The organism is Actinomadura decatromicini, from assembly GCF_008121305.1.
Taxonomy (GTDB): Bacteria; Actinomycetota; Actinomycetes; order Streptosporangiales; family Streptosporangiaceae; genus Spirillospora; species Spirillospora syzygii.
Genome location: NZ_VSRQ01000003.1, coordinates 965,641 through 983,674, shown reverse-complemented (window position 1 = coordinate 983,674; position 18,034 = coordinate 965,641). Strand labels below are relative to the sequence as shown.

The following is an 18,034-nucleotide window of genomic DNA, read 5'->3' as shown; positions in this document are numbered from 1 at the left end:
ATCAGCGGGCCGGACGGCCTACGGCGACGCCAGTTCCGCGAGCACGGCCGCGTGATCGGACGGCCAGACGCCGCCCACGGGCGCGTCCCCCACGCGGCGCACGGCCTGGACGTGCCCGGCCCCGCCCGGCCCCGGCGGGCCGACGTGGATGTAGTCGATGCGTCCGGGCGGCTCGCGGGTGAGCGCGGCGTAGGGGTTGGCCGGGTCCCAGGTGGTCGCCGGGGCGGCCGGGTCGGCGTACTCCCAGGCGTCCAGGAGGACCTGTCCGGGGACGGGCGGCGCGGTGCGGTACCCGCCGAGCAGCCGCATCTCGTCGGAGTCGGGGAGGGCGTTGTAGTCGCCGGTGAGGACAGGCGGGAAGGGCGAGCGGTCCCGGAACCCGGCGACGAAGCCGGCCAGGGCGGCGACCTGGGCGCAGCGGACGGCCGACTCGTGCGGCCCCGAGTTGAGGTGCGTCGTGAAGAACGGGACCGGGTGGACGGGCGCGTCCACGAGGGCGAAGAGGGCCCGGTGGCCGTCGTCGCGGCCGCCCTCGGCGGGCAGCCGCAGGACGGCGCGGTCGGTGATCGGCCAGCGGCTGAGGACGGCGTCCCCGACGTCGGCGGTCGAGCCGTCCAGGCGGGCGTGCCAGCGGCCCGGGCGGTCCGAGGGCGCCCACGTCCAGTGCATGCCGAGCCGGTCGGCGAGCCATCCGGCCAGGTTCTCCCCGCCGTCGTCCCAGACCTCCTGGAGGCCGACGAGGTCGCAGTCGAGGCGCGCCAGGGTGGACGCGATCGCCTCCCGGCGGGCCTCCCAGGGGCCGAACCGCCACCACACGTTCCAGCTCAGAACCCGCATTCGGCCGCCCTCTCCTGGAGTTTCCTGGCCATGCGGGCATTCTGGCCTATTCGGGTGAGAGGCCCTCGTAGTAGGCGACCTGGGCGGGGTAGTAGTCGTCGAAGTCGGGCTTGGGGGCGTCCGTCATGGAGGCGGTGAGCATGTCGAGGTAGTACTCCCAGCCCGGACCGGTCGTGGTGACGTCCGTTCCCGGGTCGAGGTGGTGGAGGAACGTCAGCGTCGTCTCGCCGTCCGCCTCGGTGAGCCGGGCCTCCAGGTGCCAGCGGCCGTACTCGTCGACCGTCTCGACCTCCAGGCGGTGGGGCGGCTCGCACGCGAGGATGGTCATGTCGCTCTCGGGTGCGCCCTTCTCGTGGACGAGCGTGAGCCGCACCGTGGCGCCGGGCCTGCCGTCGCCGGTCCAGCTCGCGAACCAGCGCGCCGTCCGCTCGGACTCGGTGATGCTGGCCCACACGTCCTCGATCGGGGCCTTGTAGTGGCGTGTCAGTTGCAGGTCGGAGCCGGTCGCGGTGGTGAGCAACCGGCCGGTCGGCGGTGGTGTCATCCTGCGCTCCTCTTCGCGGTGTCGGTCGGTTCGGCGGCGGCTGCCCGCCGGTCGCGCCGGGTGCGGTGGACCTCGGTGTCCAGGGCGTCGAGCCGCTGCTCCCACGCCTCCCCGCGGACGGCCGCCAGCCACCGGTCGATCTCCCGGAGCGGTCCGGGGTCGGCGCGGTAGTGCCGCTCGCGTCCCGCCGTCTCGGCCGTGACGAGGCCCGCCTCGCGCAGCACGCGCAGGTGGCGGCTCACCGCCGGACGGCTGATCTCCGGGAACGCGGCGGCCAGCGTGCCCGCCGTGCGCGGGCCGCCGGTGGCGAGCAGCAGCACGATCCGGCGGCGCACCGGATCCGCCGCGGCGGCGAAGGCGTCCATGGGAACATGTAACCATCGTGTTACACGTCTTGTCGAGCGGGGCGGGACGGTCTACCCGCGCCAGGCGAACGCGCGGCCCGGGTTGACGGCCAGGATCGTGTGCACGGCGTCCTCGCCGACGCGGCGGGCGAGGGCGGCGGCCGTGTCGGTGAGCAGGGCGGCCGGGCCTGGGCCGCCGTTGGGGGCGCGGCGGTCGGCGGTGGGGGTGTCGGCGCCGAGCATGATCCGGTCGCCGTGCCCGGCCTCAAGCAGCGCGCGGACGAGGTCGCCGAGCCGCCAGTCGGTGGCGTGGGTGTCGCGGCGAGGGCCGTCGTAGGCGAGGTAGGCGCCGGAGGCGGCCAGTTCCGTGTGCAGGGCGGCGTCCGGGTTGCGGGCGAGGTGGCCCAAGATCACGTGCTTGGGCGGCACTCCGGCGGCTTCCAGCCTGGCGAGCACCGCCGGGCCGTGGGTGCCCAGTTCGAGATGGACGCAGACCGGCGCGCCGGTGGCCCGGTGGGCGGCTCCGGCCGCGTCCAGCGCCCGGCGTTCGTGCTCGTCCGTGCCGTGGTAACCGGCCGCCACCTTGATCACGCCCGCGCGTGCGGGGGCCGCCGCCGGGTCCGGTGCGCCGTCGTCGCGGCGCATGCCGACGGTGAGCTCCTCGGTGAAGAGCGCGGCGAGTGCGGCCGGTTCGAGAGCGGCGGGCCAGCGGGGCCGGGCCTGGGCCGTGGCGGTGTAGTGGCGTGCCTGGTGGAGGCCGGTGGCGGCGATGATGTGGACGCCCGTCCGCGCGGCGATGCCGGGCAGCCATTCGGCGCGGCGGCCCATCCCCGGCGGTGTCCACTGGACGAGGGTCTGCCCGCCCGCCGCCTTGAAGTCCCGCGCCATGGCCGATGCGGTGGGCTCCCGGTCGAGCGGGCCGCCGGTGAACGCGGGGGTTTCCAGCAGCAGGTGGTCATGGGCGTCGGTGACCCCCAGCTCGCCGGGTGGAAGGTCACCCCGCACGGTGCGGACCAGGCCCCTCATGCGTCCGTCCTCAGGTGTCCCTCGATGGCGGCGACGGTCAGGCACCAGGCCGCGATTCCGGTCATCTCCGGCCTCGCGTGCTCGCCGAAGCGCGATGTCGCGTCCTCCGCGATCACCAGCCGGTAGTCGCGGGCGCTCGCGTCGTAGATCGTCGCTCGCGGACAGTTCGGGTAGTTGCATCCGGCCACGACCAGCGTGTTCACGCCGAGATCGGCAAGGTGGCGCTGGAGCGGGGTGCGGTGGAAGGCGCTCCATCTCGGCTTGTAGATGACGTGCTCTCCCTCGGCGAGCCGCTGGGGTTCGTCCGACAGCAGGCGGTCGGGGTCCAGGGGCGCGGCGCCCGGCGGGGCCAGGTCGTCGGCCAGGCGAGAGCCCGGCGAGTGCGGGGCGACCAGGCGGGCGCCGGACGCGATCAGCGACCGGCGGCTGAGGTCGGCGTCGCCGCCGTCCGGCAGGTACAGCCGGACCAGGTGGACGATGGGGCGGCGGGCGTTCCGGAACGCGCGCGCCAGCCTGGCCACCGCCGGGACGACCCGCTGGGTGCCGGGCACCGCGTGCGGGCCCGAGATGAAGTCGGCCTGCATATCGATGGTGAGGAGGGCGGCGCGGGCGAAGTCGGGTCGCGTGTGCTCGTCGCCGGGCAGCGGGTGGTTGAGGGCGTCTTTCTCGATCACCCGGCGGACGTTACGGTTCGTCGGCGGGACGGGCTTGTACGTCGTTGCGCGTCCGTCCGGCGCGGGCGAACCGCCCGGGGGCGGCGGCGAACGTCCGGCGGAAATGGCGGTGCAGGTGGGCCTGGTCGTAGAAGCCGCTGTCGGCCGCCGCCCTGGCGACGCTGTGGCCCGCCGTGAGCAACTGCTGGGCGTGCCGGAGCCGGAGCGCGAGCAGGTAGCCGTGCGGGGTCACGGTGGTCACGGCACGGAACGCGCGAAGCAGGGTGAAACGTGGCATTCCGGCGAACTCGGCCAGTTCGGCGAGGCTCGGCGTGCGTCCGATGTCGGCGGCCAGATACGCCTGGACTCTGCGGATCTCGGCCGGCCAGGAGGTCTCGGACGGCAGGGCTCGCCCGCGTGTCGCATGCCTTTCCAGCACGAGCGTCAGCACATGGTGAAGCTGCTCGTAGGCGGACAGCGGAGAGGTGCCCGGCTCGTCCTCCAGTGACTGGTGTGTCCGGGTCAGGCGGGCGGCCAGCTCCGGGTCCTGGACGGTCGCGGCCGGGAACGTCGGCCGCCGTCCCGCGATCTCGGCGAGCAGATCGGCGGGCACGTAGAAGACCCGGTAGTCCCAGCCCTGCGGCACGGCGGGACGCCCGGCGTGGATGACCTCGGCGTCCAGCAGCAGCAGACCGCCGGCACCGACGCGCTCGTCCGCGCCCCGGTAGCGCACCGCCTCCACACCGCGGCCGATGACCGCGATGGCGTACTCGCTGTGCGCGTGCGGGACGAAGTGGTGCGTCCGGAACGACGCCGTCACCAACCGCACGTCACTGGCGCCGGGCGCGTACCGATGCCGGACCCGGTCCGCCGCGGACCGCTCACCTTTCATGCCGTCCACCATTATCAGCCCGGCGCACGGCTGACCGCACCGCCGACCGCACCGCCGACCGCGAGGGCGATCGGCGGTGCGGGCCGTATTCGGGACGGTTCGGTGGTGTTCATGGCGGGCCTCTATATTCCCAAAAGTGTTACTAATGCCGGTCCAGCTTCCGGTAAGGCTTCGTTTCGAATGAAATGAGATGTTGATGACCTACGCATGGGAACTTCGGCATGCATTCGGAAGGCCCCGAACGCGCGGCGGCCCCCTCGCGGCAGAGAGCCCACTCGCGGGAGAGGGGCGACGAGCGTTCTGCTGGTCGGCGCGCTCGGCTTCGCCGCGCTGTCGGGCTGCAGCGGCGACAACGAGCATCCGGCGGGGCAGCGGGGGGCGACCGAATCGGCCGCTCCCGGATCGAGCCGGTTCACCGTCGCGGGGACCGGCGATTTCCTTCTCCATGAACCCGTCACCAAACAGGCCGCCGCGGACGCCCGTGCCAGGGACAAGAAAGGCTTCGACTTCACGCCGATGCTCGCGCAGCTCAAGCCTTATATCGGCAAGGCGGATCTGGGCGTCTGCCATGTCGAGACGCCTTTGGCCCCACCCTCGGGGCCTTTCGAGGGTTATCCGATGTTCAGTTCACCACCGCAGATCGCGGACGCGATCCGCGGGGTGGGCTACGACACGTGCTCCACGGCGTCCAACCACTCGCTTGACCAGGGCGAACCGGGTGTCCGCCGGACGATCGACGACCTGAACAGGGTGGACCTCCGGCATGCCGGGACGGCCCGGAGCCCGGAAGAGGCGAAGCAGATCAACCTCATGACGGTGAAGGGCGTCAAGGTCGCGCAGCTCTCCTACACCTATGGGACCAACGGCATTTCGGCGCCCGGCGGGAAAACCTGGCTCGTGAACACGCCGATCAACCCCGACAGGGTCCTCTCGGACGCGGCGCGTGCCAAGCAGGCCGGGGCCGAGGTCGTGATCCTCAGCCTCCATTGGGGGACGGAATACCAGCACGCGGCCACGCCCGAGCAGCGACGCCTGGCGAGAACATTGCTGGCCTCCAACAACGTCGACCTGATCATCGGCTGTCATGCTCACGTCGTGCAGCCTTTCGAGCAGATCAACGGCAAATGGGTCGTGTACGGAATGGGGAACCAGGTCGCCAACCCGACCGCGAACGAGCAGACCACCCACGAAGGGCTCATCGCCTGGCTGACCTTCAGCCGGGACGCCCAGAAGCGGTGGAGGGCGCAGCCCGCCTTCGTCCCCACTCTCGTCACGGCGGGGCCGCCGATCAGACTCCGGACGCTGGGCAAGAATTCCGGTAACCAGGCGACCGTGGACCGCACGACCAAGGTCGTGCGAAGCCTCGGATTCAACGTCCCGATCGCGTCGCCGCCGAAATAGACCGTCAGCGGCGGGCCGCCCGCCGACGAGCCGCCTCGTGCGCCTCGCCCAGAAGGCGGACCGCCAACGAACTGGTCTCCGCGCCGGGATTGACGATCGAGACCCACCCCTGCGCGCGATACACGGGGTGGGGCAGGAGGGTGTCGGCCATCGCGAAGTCGACCGGCGAGTCCGCCTCCTCGCGCGGATCCTCCCCGAGGAGCTCGGTGAACGCGGGCCTGCCGACGTGGATGTTCAGCCGCCACCGATCGGGGCCGTCGAGGTCGCTCAGGCTGTCGTCGGGGTAGTTCTTCGTCACGATGGTGGCGTAGGGCTGCTCGCGCCGCGGCACCCGTCCATCGGGCGCGTAGTAGAAGAAGTGGTCGCCCCAGGCGATCTCCGGGAACTCGCTTCCCTCGGACGGCGCCAGCTCAAGCACCCCGTCGAACGCGCGGACCGCCGCAAGAATCTGCTCCATCATCATGGTTCAAGCGTGAACTTGAAGTACCTATGGAGGGTTCGGTCGTGAGCCACGATGTCCCGGCGGTGAAACCGCTGAGTACCGCGGCCGTGGCGGCGGCGACGGGCTATTCGGTCCAGCAGATCCGCGACCTGGAGGCGCGCGGTGTCATTCCGGCCGCCTCCCGGACGCCCAACGGCTACCGGGGCTTCTCCGCGATCCACGTTCGCGACCTACGCGCCTACCGGAATCTCGCCCACGCGGTGGGCCCCGTTGAAGCACGTCGAGCGATGCGCGACATCCGTTCGCTGCCGCCAGACCAAGCGGCGGCCCTCCTCTGTTCTTTCCACGCCCGCCTCAACCATGAACGAGAACAGGCACTCGCCGCCCGCGAGGCGCTGCGCGCCATTCGCGCGGAAGCGACGACCGACGCCGAACCCGGCGAAGCCGACTCGATGACCATCACCGAACTGTCACGAGCGCTGGGCCTGCGCGCGTCCACGCTTCGCTTCTGGGAGCAGATGGGCTTGGTAGCCCCAGAGCGGCTGAGGACACGAGCCGGAACGGCCCGCCGCTATCACCTCGCCGCGATCCGCGAAGCCCGCATCACCGCAGCCCTGCGAGCCGCCGGATACCGCATCCCGGACGTGCAACGAGCCGTTACGGCGATCCGAGACCTCCACGACGTGAAGCATTCCCTAGAGGCGCTCGACGCTCGCCTGAACACCATCGCCCAACGCGCCCTGTCCCTCCTGCGCGCAGGAACGACACTCTCTGAAATCGTCCAGCCAACCTCAGAGCAGCGAATTATCGCCTCTGAAAATTAAGGAATGATCAGTCGAGTCGTCGTCCCATTTTCGCCGACTGCCGATTGTATCCCTTCGTGTCCCACCATTCTTCCAGATGAGTGTGGACGAGGTGGACGAGCTGCCGGAGTCTTTCGGGAGAGGGCGCGGGCGAGGTGAGAACGTCCACCCAGGACTTGTCATGCCAGGGGAGCGTGACCACCCAGTGTTCATCTGGCCGGCCTTGGCGGCGTACGGTCAGCCGGTACGTCAACGTCGGCCCTCGGTCCGGATCGTGCTCGACCGAAAGGTCGGTGATGTCGAAACGGACCCCGTCGGCGGTGACGTACGAGCGACTCAGGGCCTGCTCGGCCTGCGTCTGTTCTTCCACAGGACCACCATTTCACCTCGTCCCGCGCCCGAACGCGGGCTTAGCAGGCCGACCCGGTCGTTGCGAGCTGGTTGACCGGGTAGGCGGTCAGAAGGTCGTTGCTCCCCGCCGGAGTGCCGATGATGGTGCGGAACTTCTCCCTCCGCGGGCACTGATTCGTGTAGGTGGAATAGCCGCCGCGCCCGTTCGGGTCACCGGACCAGATCGCGGTGCCGATCTTCCGGTCCATCGTTCTGTTCCAGCCGTGACGTGCCTTGATGTGCTTCCAGCCCCACGTTCGCGTGCCGCAGCGCAGGGTGAAGGTCTGCGGCCCCCGGTAGTACCTCTTGAGAATGTAATTGCGGCTGTGACTCCTGCACTTGGCGTCAAAACTGGTGGCCGCGCTGACGGTCTTCCCGGAGGTGTGGGACGCCGCGGACGCCGAAGCGCCGGTCGGAATCAGCAGCGCCGACGCGACGACGGCGGTCGACAGCCCTACCTTGACGGAAGTGGTGAGAAGCATGCTTTCCCCTCTGTTTCCCCGTAGTCACCAGGTCGTGAAGAGCCTTCTTCGGTGACCTTGCACAGGGTTCCAGCGCCGCCCACTCGTCGTCAATTTTTTAAATTTCAATCCAAAAATGAAGCATGTCAGTTCCCCTTTGTCGGGGTAGAGGTGTTTTTCGCCTTAGAGCGGCAGGTCAGCGATGCAACCGGCTGGGCGTTCCCGGCGGCCAGCGGAGCTGGTGACCGCGCATGCGAGTCAACGTCGGCCACCGCACGGACACCCCGTCCTCCACGCCCAGGCGCATGTAGAAGGCGAAAGCGAAGAAGCCCCCGAGGCCCGCGCTGCCGAACAGGAACGGCCGCAGCGCGTCCCCGGCAGGAATCATCAGCAGGACGCAGAGCACCGCGCTCACCAGGCACCCCACCGACAGCCACCGAAAAAGCCGCTGTCGCCGCCGTGCCCTCGCCAGCGAAGAAACCCGCACGGTCAGCGTCCTGCCGCAGGCGGAACACTGCAACCGCGTGTCCTCACGACCGTGCTCTGGCCGCTCCACGGGGACGGGATGAACGAGCCACTCCCGCTTGGCCACAAAGACACCAGAGGTAGTGGACGCTAAATGGCCATACCCGATCCCCGGCTTAGATCCCAAGGGCAGTTTGCTCATCGCCGCTCCTCCTGGCAGACACCTCAACGCTAGCCACGCCGTTCCACGTGTCCATTCCAGTATCTAGCCGATCCCGGCCAAGAAGGCGACCCCACAGCCCGGAGCGGCCGCCACTGTAACTGATCTAGCGCGATGAGTTACCAGTTTTGATCTGCCGGAAAGCCTGGCTAACCCGTCTCGCCCCATATGAATGACAGCCCCACCCGGATCAACGCAGTCCCGAACGTTTGACGAGATTGGTGCCGACGCCGTCCGGCTGAACCGGGGATCGAGGCTCCGCGGGGCGGTTCCGCCCTGCCGGCACGCAGATTGCGACCCGTGTGCTTACGAGGTGCCGCCAAGGCATCGAGGGGGCGCGCTGCGGTGTGGGGAGTTCATGGCCGGAGTGCGGCCGCTTCTTGGCTCGCACCAGCCTACATTACTGTATGTGATTAAACTTAACTCTAAGTGGTCGCTCCTCTTTGCGGGAGCAACGACGGCCGCGGCGCTGGCACTCGTGCCGGGCGCCGCACACGCGCAGCAGGTCAGCCGGACGTTCGCCTACACCGGAGCGCCGCAGACGTTCACGGTCCCGGAAGGGGTCTGCGAGCTGACGGTGGACGCCTTCGGAGCCGCGGGCGGCGACGCCGTCTACGGGTCTCCCGGAGGGCGGGGCGGTGAGGTCATCGCCACTGTCCCGGTCACTCCCGGGGACACACTGACGATCGACGTCGGCGGCGCGGGCACCGGCGGAGACGCCAATACCCGAACGCCCGCGCGCGGCGGCTACGGCGGGGGCGGCCAGCCCGGCGCGTTCAGCCAGGAGCGCATTCCCGGCAACGGCACCGTCGGCGGCGGAGGCGGTGGGGCGACGAAGGTCAGCGTCGCCACGGAACCGCTCATCATCGCAGGTGGAGGCGGCGGCGGTGCGGGCAGTTTCTCCGACACCTCAGAGGGCCGCGGCGGGGACGGCGGTCGTACCGGTACCAACGGCGGTACCCCGGCCCATCCCGGCGCGGGCCAAGGCGGCACCTCCGCGGGCAAGGGCGGCGCGGGAGGGCAACCGGTCTCGGAGTCCGACCAGGCCGGCCTCCCCGGCGGCGACGCGGTCGACGGCGTCGGCGGAGACGGCGCCGTGAACCTCCAGGACCCGCACATGGGAACGGGCGGCGGGGGCGGCGGAGGCGCGCAGGGCGGCGGCGCCGGCGGCTCCTCCTCGGCCAGCACCATGTATGCGGGCGGCGGCGCGGGAGGCTCAAGCCTCGGCCCCGCCGATGCCACCTACAACACCGGCGTCCGCCAAGGTGACGGTGAAGTGACACTCACCTACGACACCGAGTCGTGCGGCGTCCCGCCGACGCCTACGCCGACGCCGACGGAACCCACGCCGACGCCGACGCCGACAGAACCGACGCCGACGCCGACCAAGCCCTCTCCTACACCGTGTCCGAACGAAAAGCTCAAGGTCGAGAAGACCGCCGACCGGGCCAAGGTGCCGGTCGGAGGGACGGTGCACTATCGCATCCGCGTTACCAATACCTGCTCCGGCGTCTTCCGCAAGGCCGCGTTCACCGATGACCTGGCCGACGTCCTCGACAACGGCCGTCTCAAGGGACCGATCCACGCCAGCGTCGGCACCGCCCGCCTGACCGGCCACACCCTGACCTGGACGGGTGATCTGCAACCCGGTCAGACGGCCGAGATCACCTACACGGTGATCGCCTGCGACCCGGGGGTGCTGCGCAACCTTCTCACCTGGCACTGCAAGTCATCCGACAAGCGATGGAACTGCGTCGTGAAAACCAGCACCAAGGTTCATCGCAAGCACTGACCCATGGCGCAAGGGGCCCTGGGAATACCCGGGGCTCCTTGCCCATGGCCGAAAATGAGAAAGCCCCCTCCGTAGAGGGGGTGGATTCCAGGGGTCGTCGCAACACTGATGTCAGTTGGCTGGTGCCAGGAGCCTAGCGAGACGCTCGGCTGGGGTGTCCCAGCCGAGCGTTTTGCGTGGGCGGGAGTTGAGTTCGGCGGCGACGGCGTCCAGGTGCTGGCGGGTGTGGACCGACAGGTCGGTGCCCTTGGGAAAGTACTGGCGCAGCAGTCCGTTGGTGTTCTCGTTCGAGCCTCGTTGCCAGGGGCTGCCCGGGTCGCAGAAGTAGATCGGGATGTCGGTGGCCAGGCTGAAGGTATGGTGGGCTGCCATCTCCGCGCCCTGGTCCCAGGTCAGCGACTTGACCAGGTGCCGTGGCAGGGCGTGGACGGTGTCGGTCAGGGCGTCGCGGACGCGTTCGGCGTCGCGGCCGTGCGGCAGGTGCAGCAGCGTCACATAGCGGGTGGCCCGTTCCACCAGGGTGCCGATGGCCGACACGCCGTCCTTGCCGATGATGAGGTCGCCTTCCCAGTGGCCGGGTACCGCGCGGTCTTCGACGTCGGCGGGACGCTCGCTGATCATGACCATCGGGTGGGTGAAGCGGGGCTGACGGCGGGCGGCCTGACGGTGCGGTCTGCGGCGGGCGCGGCCCGACCGCAGCGCGCGGGTCAGCTCGCGGCGCAGTTCTCCGCGTCCCTGCACGTAGAGGGCCTGGTAGATCGTCTCGTGCGCCACGCGCATCTCCGGCCGGTCGGGAAACCGTCTGACCAGAGCGTGGCAGATCTGCTCGGGGCTCCACCGCTTGGCCAGGTGGTCATGGATGAAGTCGCGCAGTTCGAGGTTCTGCGGGATCTTGCCGGGCTTGGGCCGCAGCCGGCGGGCGTCGGCCCGGGCCTGTGCCGCGTAGGGCCGGTAATGCCACTGCTCGCGGGTCCCCTCGGTCCGGTTGCGGCGGACCTCCCGGCTGATCGTGGACGGACTACGGCCCAGCTCGGCGGCGATGGTGCGCAGGCAGGCGCCCTCACGCAGACGGTCGGCGATGTGGATGCGCTCGTCCTGGCACAGGTAACGGCGCGAGGCCGAGGCGGCCCGCACGGGTCGTGCGGGCCGCCTCGGCCTCTTCCTGCCTCCTTCGGGCCGACCGTGACGCCACTCTCGGCCGGTCCGCTCATGCACGCCCACCAGCCGGGACGCTTCCCTGTTGCTGTAGCCCTGTCGCACGAGCCGGAAGTATTCCGCTCGTTCGGCGCGCAGCTGCTTACGCCCCTGCGGCCTGCGGTCACCACGGATCTCGAAATCCATCGCACCCCTCGAACTGGGGTGTTGCGACGACCACTAGAACCTGAGGGGGGCCTGTGGGGGACGGCTATCGGTCGAGTTCGGCGGCCTTGATGCGGCTGATGAGCCCGGCTACGGCCGGGCGGCTGAACTGGAGGACGGGGCCGTGGGGGTCGGTGCTGTCGCGGACGCCCACGGTGGTGCCGAGGTCAGCCAGTTCGACGCAGGTACCGCCTTCCTGGCCGGTGTAGCTGCTCTTGCGCCAGGCGGCGTGTTTCAGGTCCTTCACAAGCCCTCCATCACCTCTCGGATCAGAGCTTCTGAGGCCATTTCGGTCATGGCCGCACTGCTGATGAGGTCCCACAGCTGTCGAAGCTGCTCCACATGGGAGCTTAGTTCGATCACGCGGCCGGTACCGCCTGCGCCTTCCACGAAACCGATCTCCGGCTCCCCCTCGCAGCCGAACAGCGTGAACCCGCTGGAAGGAAAAAGCTGAGCCTCAGCAGGGACGATCCGGATGCTGATGTTGGGCTCCTTGCCCAGTTCCAAGAGCCGAGCGAGCTGGGCCTTGGTGATTTCGTTGTCTCCGACGATCTTTCGGATCGTCGCTTCCTGCATTAGGACCACTATCCAGGGCGGGTTCTCCTGCTCCAGGATCTCCTGCCTGGCCATTCGCGTGCTCACCGCGCGGTCGAGCACGCTGGTGCGTTGCCCGGGTCGAAGCACGGCGCGCGCGTAGTCCTCGGTCTCGAACAGCCCGGTCACGGCGATGGACTCGTAGACGCGGATGGCGTTGGCGGTGCTCTCCAGGCTGGCGTAGGGGCGGAAGAAGGAGGGGATGCCCTCCTTGGCGGCGAGGGGCTGGAGCTCCTGGAACTGGTCGTCGGTGCCGAAGTGGGCGTCCAGGCGCTCGGCCAGTTGGAAGGACGGGGCCTGCGCGGCGGTCTCGACCTTGGAGATCGTGTCGTTGGAGTAGCCGATCGCGTCCGCCAGTTGCGACTGGGAAAGTCCGGCTTTGTCGCGAAGCTTCCGGAGCTTTGCCCCGAAAAGTGCTGCCGCCGACTCGGTCGGGTCGAGTTGCTTCCGATTCACCACGAGTTGCCCTCCGGAACTATCGAGTTCAACAAAACCGACCCCACTTCCGACGATAACGGGAACCTCCCACGATGTGCAGCGGATTGCTCACAAGAAGCGAAGGGAGTGGTGGGAGAAATGATCGTTTGGCGGAATGAGGTGGGGCGGGGGTTCGACATAACGGGATGTTTGGTTCGAGTGGAAAGGACGGTGGCGGCGCCGCGCGCGTTCCGGCGGGGCCTTCAGGCGGTGCCGGAGGCCGTCCGGGAGGGGCGGCTGATCGTCGAGGCGCAGGCGTTGCAGTGGGGGCTCGCCCGCGAGACGGTCGGCGCGGCCGTGCAGGTCGCGTCGGAGCTGCTCACGAACGCCGTCCACGCGACCCCCTATCGCGGGATCACCCTGCGGATGGGGCTCGCGGACGACGGCCTCTGCGTGGAGGTGTGGGATTCCTCGCCGGTGTGGCCGCGGCCGTCCACGCCCGACATGTCGGTTCCGCGCGGTCCCGTGGCGGACGACGCTCCCGACCCCGGCGGGTGGGGGCTCGGAATCGTCGACGCGCTCTCGGAGAAGAGGGGGTGCGGGACGAGTTCGAAGGAAAGTGCGTCTGGGCCGTCCTCAAGGCGAAGTTTCGGTAACCAACCGTTGGGTGTGCCCTGGGGCCGTCCGCGGAAGGTCTGCGACGTGGAGGACTGGTTCACACGGGAGATCACGGACGCCGGGCGGCTGCGGCTTTTCTGCTTCCTGGTGGCGTTCATCGCCGGTTTCCTCTTCATCCGGGTCAGCGTCCGGATGATCAGGGCGCAGGTGCGGTGGTGGCCGGGGAACGTCACGCCCGGTGGGCAGCACATCCATCACGTGGTGTTCGGGCTCGTCTTCATGTGCGTCGGCGGCGTGGGCGGGCTGGCCGTCGAGGACGGGTCGTCCGGCTGGGCGGCGGCGACGGCGGCGGTCTTCGGCGTGGGCGCGGCCCTGGTGCTGGACGAGTTCGCCCTCGTCCTGCACTTGGAAGACGTCTACTGGAGCCAGCAGGGACGCCTCTCAGTAGAAGTCGTGTTCATCACGATCGCGCTGTGCGGGCTGATGCTGCTCGGCCTGCGTCCGCTGGGCGTGGACGACGCCGCCGGAGACGGCTTCTGGGCCCTGGTCCTCGTCCTCCTGTTCGACATGTGCGTGGCCGTCGTCGCCCTGGCCAAGGGCAAGGTCTGGACGGGCCTCATCGGCGTGTTCATCGGCATCGTCGCGATCGTCGGGGCCGTCCGGCTGGCCCGGCCCGGGTCGCCGTGGGCGCGCCGCCGGTACTCGCCGGGCTCCCGCAAGGCCCGCCGCGCCGAGGTGCGGGAACGCCGCTACCGGCAGCCCCTCCAGCGGCTCGGGGACAGGCTGAGCGACCTCGTCGCGGGCCGTCCGTCGGCCAAGTAGGCCCGCAGGGCGACGGCGTCGAAGGCGACCGGCGTGAACGCGGGTGCCGATGTCCGCTGACGTGGTTTCCCGCGCCGACGTCGACGGCGGCTGACCAGGGGACGAGAAATCGTATACGGGAAACGCGAACTCTCCGGGGGGTGTGGACGTCTGACTGTTCGGTGGCCGTGGACGTCGGGGGACCCACGGCCACCACAGACCCCTCCCGGCGACGACCCGCCGATCATGAAGCCCGTGCTCTCCGCCTCCGCGCTGCTACTCTTCGTGTCAATTCAATGACTCTGAGTAAGCGAGGTAGTCGCATGAGTGCTCTCACCCGCTGCGTCACCGTGGCCGCGCTGGCCACGGCCGCCGTCGCCGCGCTGGCCCTGCCCGCCAGCGCCGGGCCCGCCGCCGCCAAGCCCGACCCCGCCAGCGTGATCAACTGCACGCTCTCCTCGGCGTCGAACACCGGGAGCGCGAACCTGGTGCCTCTGGTCACGGCTCCCGTCCACTGCCTGAGCCTCTGAGCCCGCGTTCCCGCCAGGCACCGGGCCCCGGCGCCCACGCGATCCGGCCCCGCGCTCACGTGCCGTACATGTCTTCGGCGCCATCTCACGAAGTGATATTCAGGTGGGAATGTCCGATCCGTTTGGCATGCTTGTTGCGTGAGCGCACACGCGATGAGTCCCATCCTCGTCGGCAGATCGGTCGAGTGGGCGCGGTTGGACGACGCCCTCGCCGCCGCGCCCGGGGCCGTGCTCGTCGGCGGTGAGGCCGGGCTCGGCAAGACGCGTCTGATCCGCGAGTTCGCCGCCGCCGTGGACGGCCGCCGCGCCCGCGTCCTCAGCGGCGGCTGCCTGGAGCTCGGCTCCAACGGACTGCCGTTCGCGCCGTTCACGACCGTGCTGCGCGGCCTCGTCCGGGACGTCGGCATCGACGGGATCGCCGGGCTCGTCCCGCGCGGCGACACGAGCTGCCTCGCCCGGCTGCTGCCCGAGTTCGGCGAGCCGGAGTCCGACGCCGCCTCCGACGAGGAGCGCGCCCGCCTCTTCGAGGTCATGCTCACCCTGCTGGAGCGGCTCGCCGAGAGCGGCCCGGTCATGCTCGTCATCGAGGACGCCCACTGGGCCGACCGCTCCACCCGCGACCTGCTGTCCTTCCTGATCCGCAACGTCGCCGACGCGCCCGTCCTGATCGTCGTGACGTTCCGCTCGGACGAGCTGCACCGCGCCCATCCGCTGCGCCCGCTGCTCGCCGGGCTGGAGCGGGCCGAGCGCGTCCGCCGGATGGAGATCGGACGGCTGTCCCGCTCCGACATCGCGTCCCTCGTCACCCAGCTCCTCGGCGACACCCCGCCCGCCGGGCTCGTCGACCGCGTCACCGCCCGCAGCGAGGGCAACCCGCTGTTCATCGAGGCCCTGCTCGACGACGACGGCACGATGCCGTGCCTGCTGCCCGAGTCGCTGCGCGACCTGTTGCTCGCGGGCGTCCAGCGGCTGCCCGAGGAGACGCAGGAGGTGCTGCGCGACGCGAGCGGCGGCGGCACCCGCATCGACCACGCCCTGCTCACCGCCGTCACCGGGCTGGACGACGCCGAGCTGACCCGCGCGCTGCGTCCGGCCGTGGCCGCGAACGTCCTGGTGGTGGACGGCGACGGCTACGCCTTCCGGCACGCCCTGATCCGCGAGGCCGTCAGCGACGACCTGCTGCCCGGCGAGTACACGCGGCTGCACAAGCGCTACGCCGAGGCCATGGAGAAGGACCCGGGCCTCGTCCCGCCCGGACGCCTCTGGGTCGAGCTGAGCTTCCACTGGGAACGGGCCCACAACAGCACGTGGGCGCTGGTCGCGTCCTGGCGGGCCGCCGCCGAGGCCCGCAAGTCGCTCGCCTACGCCGAGTGCCTGACCATGCTGTCCCGCGTCCTCAGCCTGTGGGACCAGGTCCCCGACGCCGTCGAGCGCATCGGCGCCGACCAGATCAAGGTCCTCCAGGACGCCGCGACCGCCGCCGACCAGGCGGGCGAGTTCGACCGCGGGATCAAGCTCGTCAACGCCGCGCTCCGCGAGCTGGAGTCCCGCGGCGACGAGCCCGAGCTGCGCGCCGGGCTGCTGGAACTGCGCGGCCGGATGCGCTACCAGATGGCGCGTCCCGGCTTCGTCGAAGACCTCAGCGCCGCCGTGGACGCGCTGCCCGTCGACCCGCCGAGCGCCCTGCGCGCCCGCGCCCTGTCGACGCTCGGGAACTACGTCCGCATCACCACCGACATCGCCAAGGCCCGCCAGACGGCGGAGGAGGCGCTCTCCATCGCCCGCGCGCTCGGCGACCCCGTCACCATCGCCGAGGCGCTGATCACCCGGTTCTGCGCCGACATCGACTACGAGTCCGACACCGGGCTGCTGGAGCTGGAGGAGTCCGCGGAGAACGCCGGGACGCACCGGGTGCTGCTCCGCTACTACGTGATCAAGTCGCACTTCCTGGAGGGCGCGGGACGGCACGAGGAGGCCGCCGCCATCGCCGCGCGCGGCAAGGAGCTGGCCCGGGAGTACGGGGTCGAGCGGACGCAGGGCACCTTCCTGTCCATCAACCAGGCCGAGCCGCTCGTGTCGCTCGGCCGGTGGGACGAGGCGCTCGCCGTCCTCAACCACGCCATGGAGCAGGACCCCGCCGTCACCACGCGGACGTCGCTGCTCGTCCTGTCCGGGTGGGTGACGCTGGCGCGCGGCGACATCGGGACGGCGCGGGCCCGGCTCGTCCTGTCCCGCGAGATCATGAACCTCAAGATGAAGTGGATGAAGACGCAGGACTACTTCACCACTCTCTGGCTGGAGGCGAACATCCTGCTCGCCGAGGGCGACGCCCGCGCCGCGCTGGACGCGGTGCGTCCCGTCCTCGACCACTCCGGCCTGCCGGACGACGCCCGCTACGCCTGGCCGACGCTGATCGCCGCCGCGGCGGCCTGCGCCGACCTCGGCGCCGCCGCCGACGACGACCTGCGCCGGGTGGAGGAGCGCGCGGCCGGGCTCGCCGTCTGCGGCCCGCTCCAGCGGGCGCACCAGCTCATGTTCGCCGCCGAGGTGGCCCGCGTCCGCGGCGTCCTCGACCTCGCCGCCTGGGACGCGGCCGCCGCCGCCTTCGAGGCGCTCGGCAACCCCTACCACCGGGCCCGCGCGCTGTTCCGCGCGGCGGAGGCCGCCGCCGCGGGCGGCGACCACGACGCGGCGACCGTCCGGCTGGAGACGGCGGCGGAGCTGGCCGCCGGGCTCGGCGCCGTCCCGCTCGGCGAGCTGTGCGCCGACCTGCTGCGCCGCACCCGGACGTCGCGGCGCGGCGACCCGTCCGCGCCGCTCGGCCTGACGCCGCGCGAGTACGAGGTGCTCCGCCTCGTCGCGCAGGGGCGCAGCAACCGCGACATCGCCGGGGCGCTGTTCATCTCGGTGAAGACGGTGAGCGTCCACGTCTCGAACATCCTCGGCAAGCTGGACGTGACGAGCCGCGGCGAGGCCGCCGCCACCGCCCACCGCCTCGGCCTGTTCGGCCCCGGCGACGGCAACGGCCCCGCGACCGGCACTGCGACCGGCGCTGGCATGGGCATCGGGGACGGCGCCGGGACGGGGAACGGGAACGGCCATGGGCGGGGCGCCGCCGCGGCGAACGGGCGCCGGATGCGGGCCGACCAGATGCGCGCCTGACCGGGCGCGGGCCTGAGGCGGGTCTGATCCGGAGGCGGGGATCTCCCCTCCCAGGATCCCCGCCGCCGAACCGTCGGACCACACGGGAACCAACGTGGCCGGCCGTCGCGGCCGCGGCCCGCGGAAGCAGGCGGTGCTTCTCCGCCCGGAGAGGCGACCCGGGGACCGTTCCGGCCACTGCCCAGTCTCCAGGTCGGAGGCCCTCCGGGCATCGGTCGACATACCGATCGGGGCGGACGAAAAAAGACGACGGGAACGGGCTGTGTTTCGTGACCCGTTCCCG

19 protein-coding genes are annotated in these 18,034 nt (G+C 70.7%); 6 read left to right on the top strand and 13 right to left on the bottom strand.

The genetic code is table 11. The features are described 5' to 3' along the window. Positions 1-18 precede the first annotated feature (18 nt). From FXF68_RS18245 to FXF68_RS18220, 6 genes are read right to left on the bottom strand one after another with little or no spacing between them, the layout of a single operon-like run. On the bottom strand, positions 19-837 hold the full coding sequence (locus tag FXF68_RS18245) for an endonuclease/exonuclease/phosphatase family protein (RefSeq protein ID WP_148760610.1): 819 nt from the start codon (positions 835-837) through the stop codon (positions 19-21). Between the two features lie 46 nt (positions 838-883). Next, on the bottom strand, positions 884-1,381 hold the full coding sequence (locus FXF68_RS18240) for an SRPBCC family protein (protein ID WP_148760608.1): 498 nt from the start codon (positions 1,379-1,381) through the stop codon (positions 884-886). Next, on the bottom strand, positions 1,378-1,746 hold the full coding sequence (locus tag FXF68_RS18235; RefSeq protein WP_148760606.1) for an ArsR/SmtB family transcription factor: 369 nt from the start codon (positions 1,744-1,746) through the stop codon (positions 1,378-1,380). Before FXF68_RS18235 ends, FXF68_RS18240 begins: the two co-directional genes overlap by 4 nt. A 51-nt stretch (positions 1,747-1,797) precedes the next feature. Then, positions 1,798-2,751 carry a phosphotriesterase family protein gene (locus FXF68_RS18230; RefSeq protein WP_148760604.1) on the bottom strand — a complete coding sequence of 318 codons (954 nt, stop codon included), beginning with the start codon at positions 2,749-2,751 and terminating at the stop codon, positions 1,798-1,800. After that, the gene (locus FXF68_RS18225) at positions 2,748-3,425 is read right to left on the bottom strand and encodes a cysteine hydrolase family protein (protein WP_148760602.1); all 678 of its coding nucleotides are present in this window, start codon (positions 3,423-3,425) and stop codon (positions 2,748-2,750) included. The genes FXF68_RS18230 and FXF68_RS18225 overlap by 4 nt, the downstream gene beginning before the upstream one ends. Positions 3,426-3,435: 10 nt before the next feature. Next, positions 3,436-4,296, bottom strand: a complete 861-nt coding sequence (locus FXF68_RS18220; protein ID WP_148760600.1) for an AraC family transcriptional regulator — start codon at positions 4,294-4,296, stop codon at positions 3,436-3,438. 207 nt (positions 4,297-4,503) lie between these two features. Between FXF68_RS18220 and FXF68_RS18215 the strand changes: the two genes are divergently transcribed. Continuing rightward, complete coding sequence (locus tag FXF68_RS18215; protein WP_148760598.1) at positions 4,504-5,697, top strand: CapA family protein; 1,194 nt, start codon at positions 4,504-4,506, stop codon at positions 5,695-5,697. 4 nt (positions 5,698-5,701) lie between these two features. Here the strand turns inward: FXF68_RS18215 and FXF68_RS18210 are convergent, their stop codons facing one another. After that, positions 5,702-6,160, bottom strand: coding sequence for a DUF6194 family protein (locus FXF68_RS18210; protein ID WP_148760596.1), 459 nt, complete (start codon positions 6,158-6,160; stop codon positions 5,702-5,704). A 41-nt stretch (positions 6,161-6,201) separates the two neighbouring features. Here FXF68_RS18210 and FXF68_RS18205 point away from each other — a divergent pair, with 41 nt between their 5' ends. Beyond that, the gene (locus FXF68_RS18205) at positions 6,202-6,963 is read left to right on the top strand and encodes a MerR family transcriptional regulator (RefSeq protein WP_246178772.1); all 762 of its coding nucleotides are present in this window, start codon (positions 6,202-6,204) and stop codon (positions 6,961-6,963) included. A 7-nt stretch (positions 6,964-6,970) separates the two neighbouring features. On the opposite strand, the gene FXF68_RS18200 is transcribed toward FXF68_RS18205, so the two are convergent. The 3 genes from FXF68_RS18200 to FXF68_RS18190 all read right to left on the bottom strand — a co-directional run bounded on the left by FXF68_RS18200 (position 6,971) and on the right by FXF68_RS18190 (position 8,208). Next, positions 6,971-7,312, bottom strand: a complete 342-nt coding sequence (locus tag FXF68_RS18200) for a hypothetical protein (protein WP_148760594.1) — start codon at positions 7,310-7,312, stop codon at positions 6,971-6,973. Positions 7,313-7,352: 40 nt separating this feature from the next. Then, entirely contained in the window at positions 7,353-7,814 is a 462-nt protein-coding gene (locus FXF68_RS43080) for a hypothetical protein (protein WP_222869986.1), read from the bottom strand. Positions 7,815-7,989: 175 nt separating this feature from the next. Beyond that, entirely contained in the window at positions 7,990-8,208 is a 219-nt protein-coding gene (locus FXF68_RS18190; RefSeq protein ID WP_148760592.1) for a hypothetical protein, read from the bottom strand. 628 nt (positions 8,209-8,836) lie between these two features. Here FXF68_RS18190 and FXF68_RS18185 point away from each other — a divergent pair. Continuing rightward, positions 8,837-10,270 (top strand): DUF7927 domain-containing protein, encoded by a 1,434-nt coding sequence (locus FXF68_RS18185; protein ID WP_187437984.1) that lies wholly within the window; start codon positions 8,837-8,839, stop codon positions 10,268-10,270. Positions 10,271-10,381: 111 nt separating this feature from the next. On the opposite strand, the gene FXF68_RS18180 is transcribed toward FXF68_RS18185, so the two are convergent. The 3 genes from FXF68_RS18180 to FXF68_RS18170 all read right to left on the bottom strand — a co-directional run bounded on the left by FXF68_RS18180 (position 10,382) and on the right by FXF68_RS18170 (position 12,682). After that, on the bottom strand, positions 10,382-11,611 hold the full coding sequence (locus FXF68_RS18180) for an IS30 family transposase (protein WP_148760588.1): 1,230 nt from the start codon (positions 11,609-11,611) through the stop codon (positions 10,382-10,384). Positions 11,612-11,675: 64 nt separating this feature from the next. Further along, positions 11,676-11,876, bottom strand: coding sequence for a DUF397 domain-containing protein (locus FXF68_RS18175; RefSeq protein WP_148760586.1), 201 nt, complete (start codon positions 11,874-11,876; stop codon positions 11,676-11,678). Continuing rightward, a complete protein-coding gene (locus FXF68_RS18170) occupies positions 11,873-12,682 on the bottom strand; it encodes a helix-turn-helix domain-containing protein (RefSeq protein WP_187437983.1) in 810 nt (269 codons plus the stop codon). The genes FXF68_RS18175 and FXF68_RS18170 overlap by 4 nt, the downstream gene beginning before the upstream one ends. A gap of 189 nt (positions 12,683-12,871) precedes the next feature. Here FXF68_RS18170 and FXF68_RS18165 point away from each other — a divergent pair, with 189 nt between their 5' ends. The 3 genes from FXF68_RS18165 (at position 12,872) to FXF68_RS44500 (ending at position 17,751) form a co-directional block, all read left to right on the top strand. Then, positions 12,872-14,080, top strand: a complete 1,209-nt coding sequence (locus tag FXF68_RS18165; protein ID WP_187437982.1) for an ATP-binding protein — start codon at positions 12,872-12,874, stop codon at positions 14,078-14,080. A gap of 302 nt (positions 14,081-14,382) precedes the next feature. Then, positions 14,383-14,589, top strand: a complete 207-nt coding sequence (locus FXF68_RS18160) for a hypothetical protein (RefSeq protein ID WP_148760580.1) — start codon at positions 14,383-14,385, stop codon at positions 14,587-14,589. A gap of 138 nt (positions 14,590-14,727) precedes the next feature. Next, complete coding sequence (locus FXF68_RS44500) at positions 14,728-17,751, top strand: helix-turn-helix transcriptional regulator (RefSeq protein WP_281292216.1); 3,024 nt, start codon at positions 14,728-14,730, stop codon at positions 17,749-17,751. Positions 17,752-18,034: the final 283 nt, after the last annotated feature.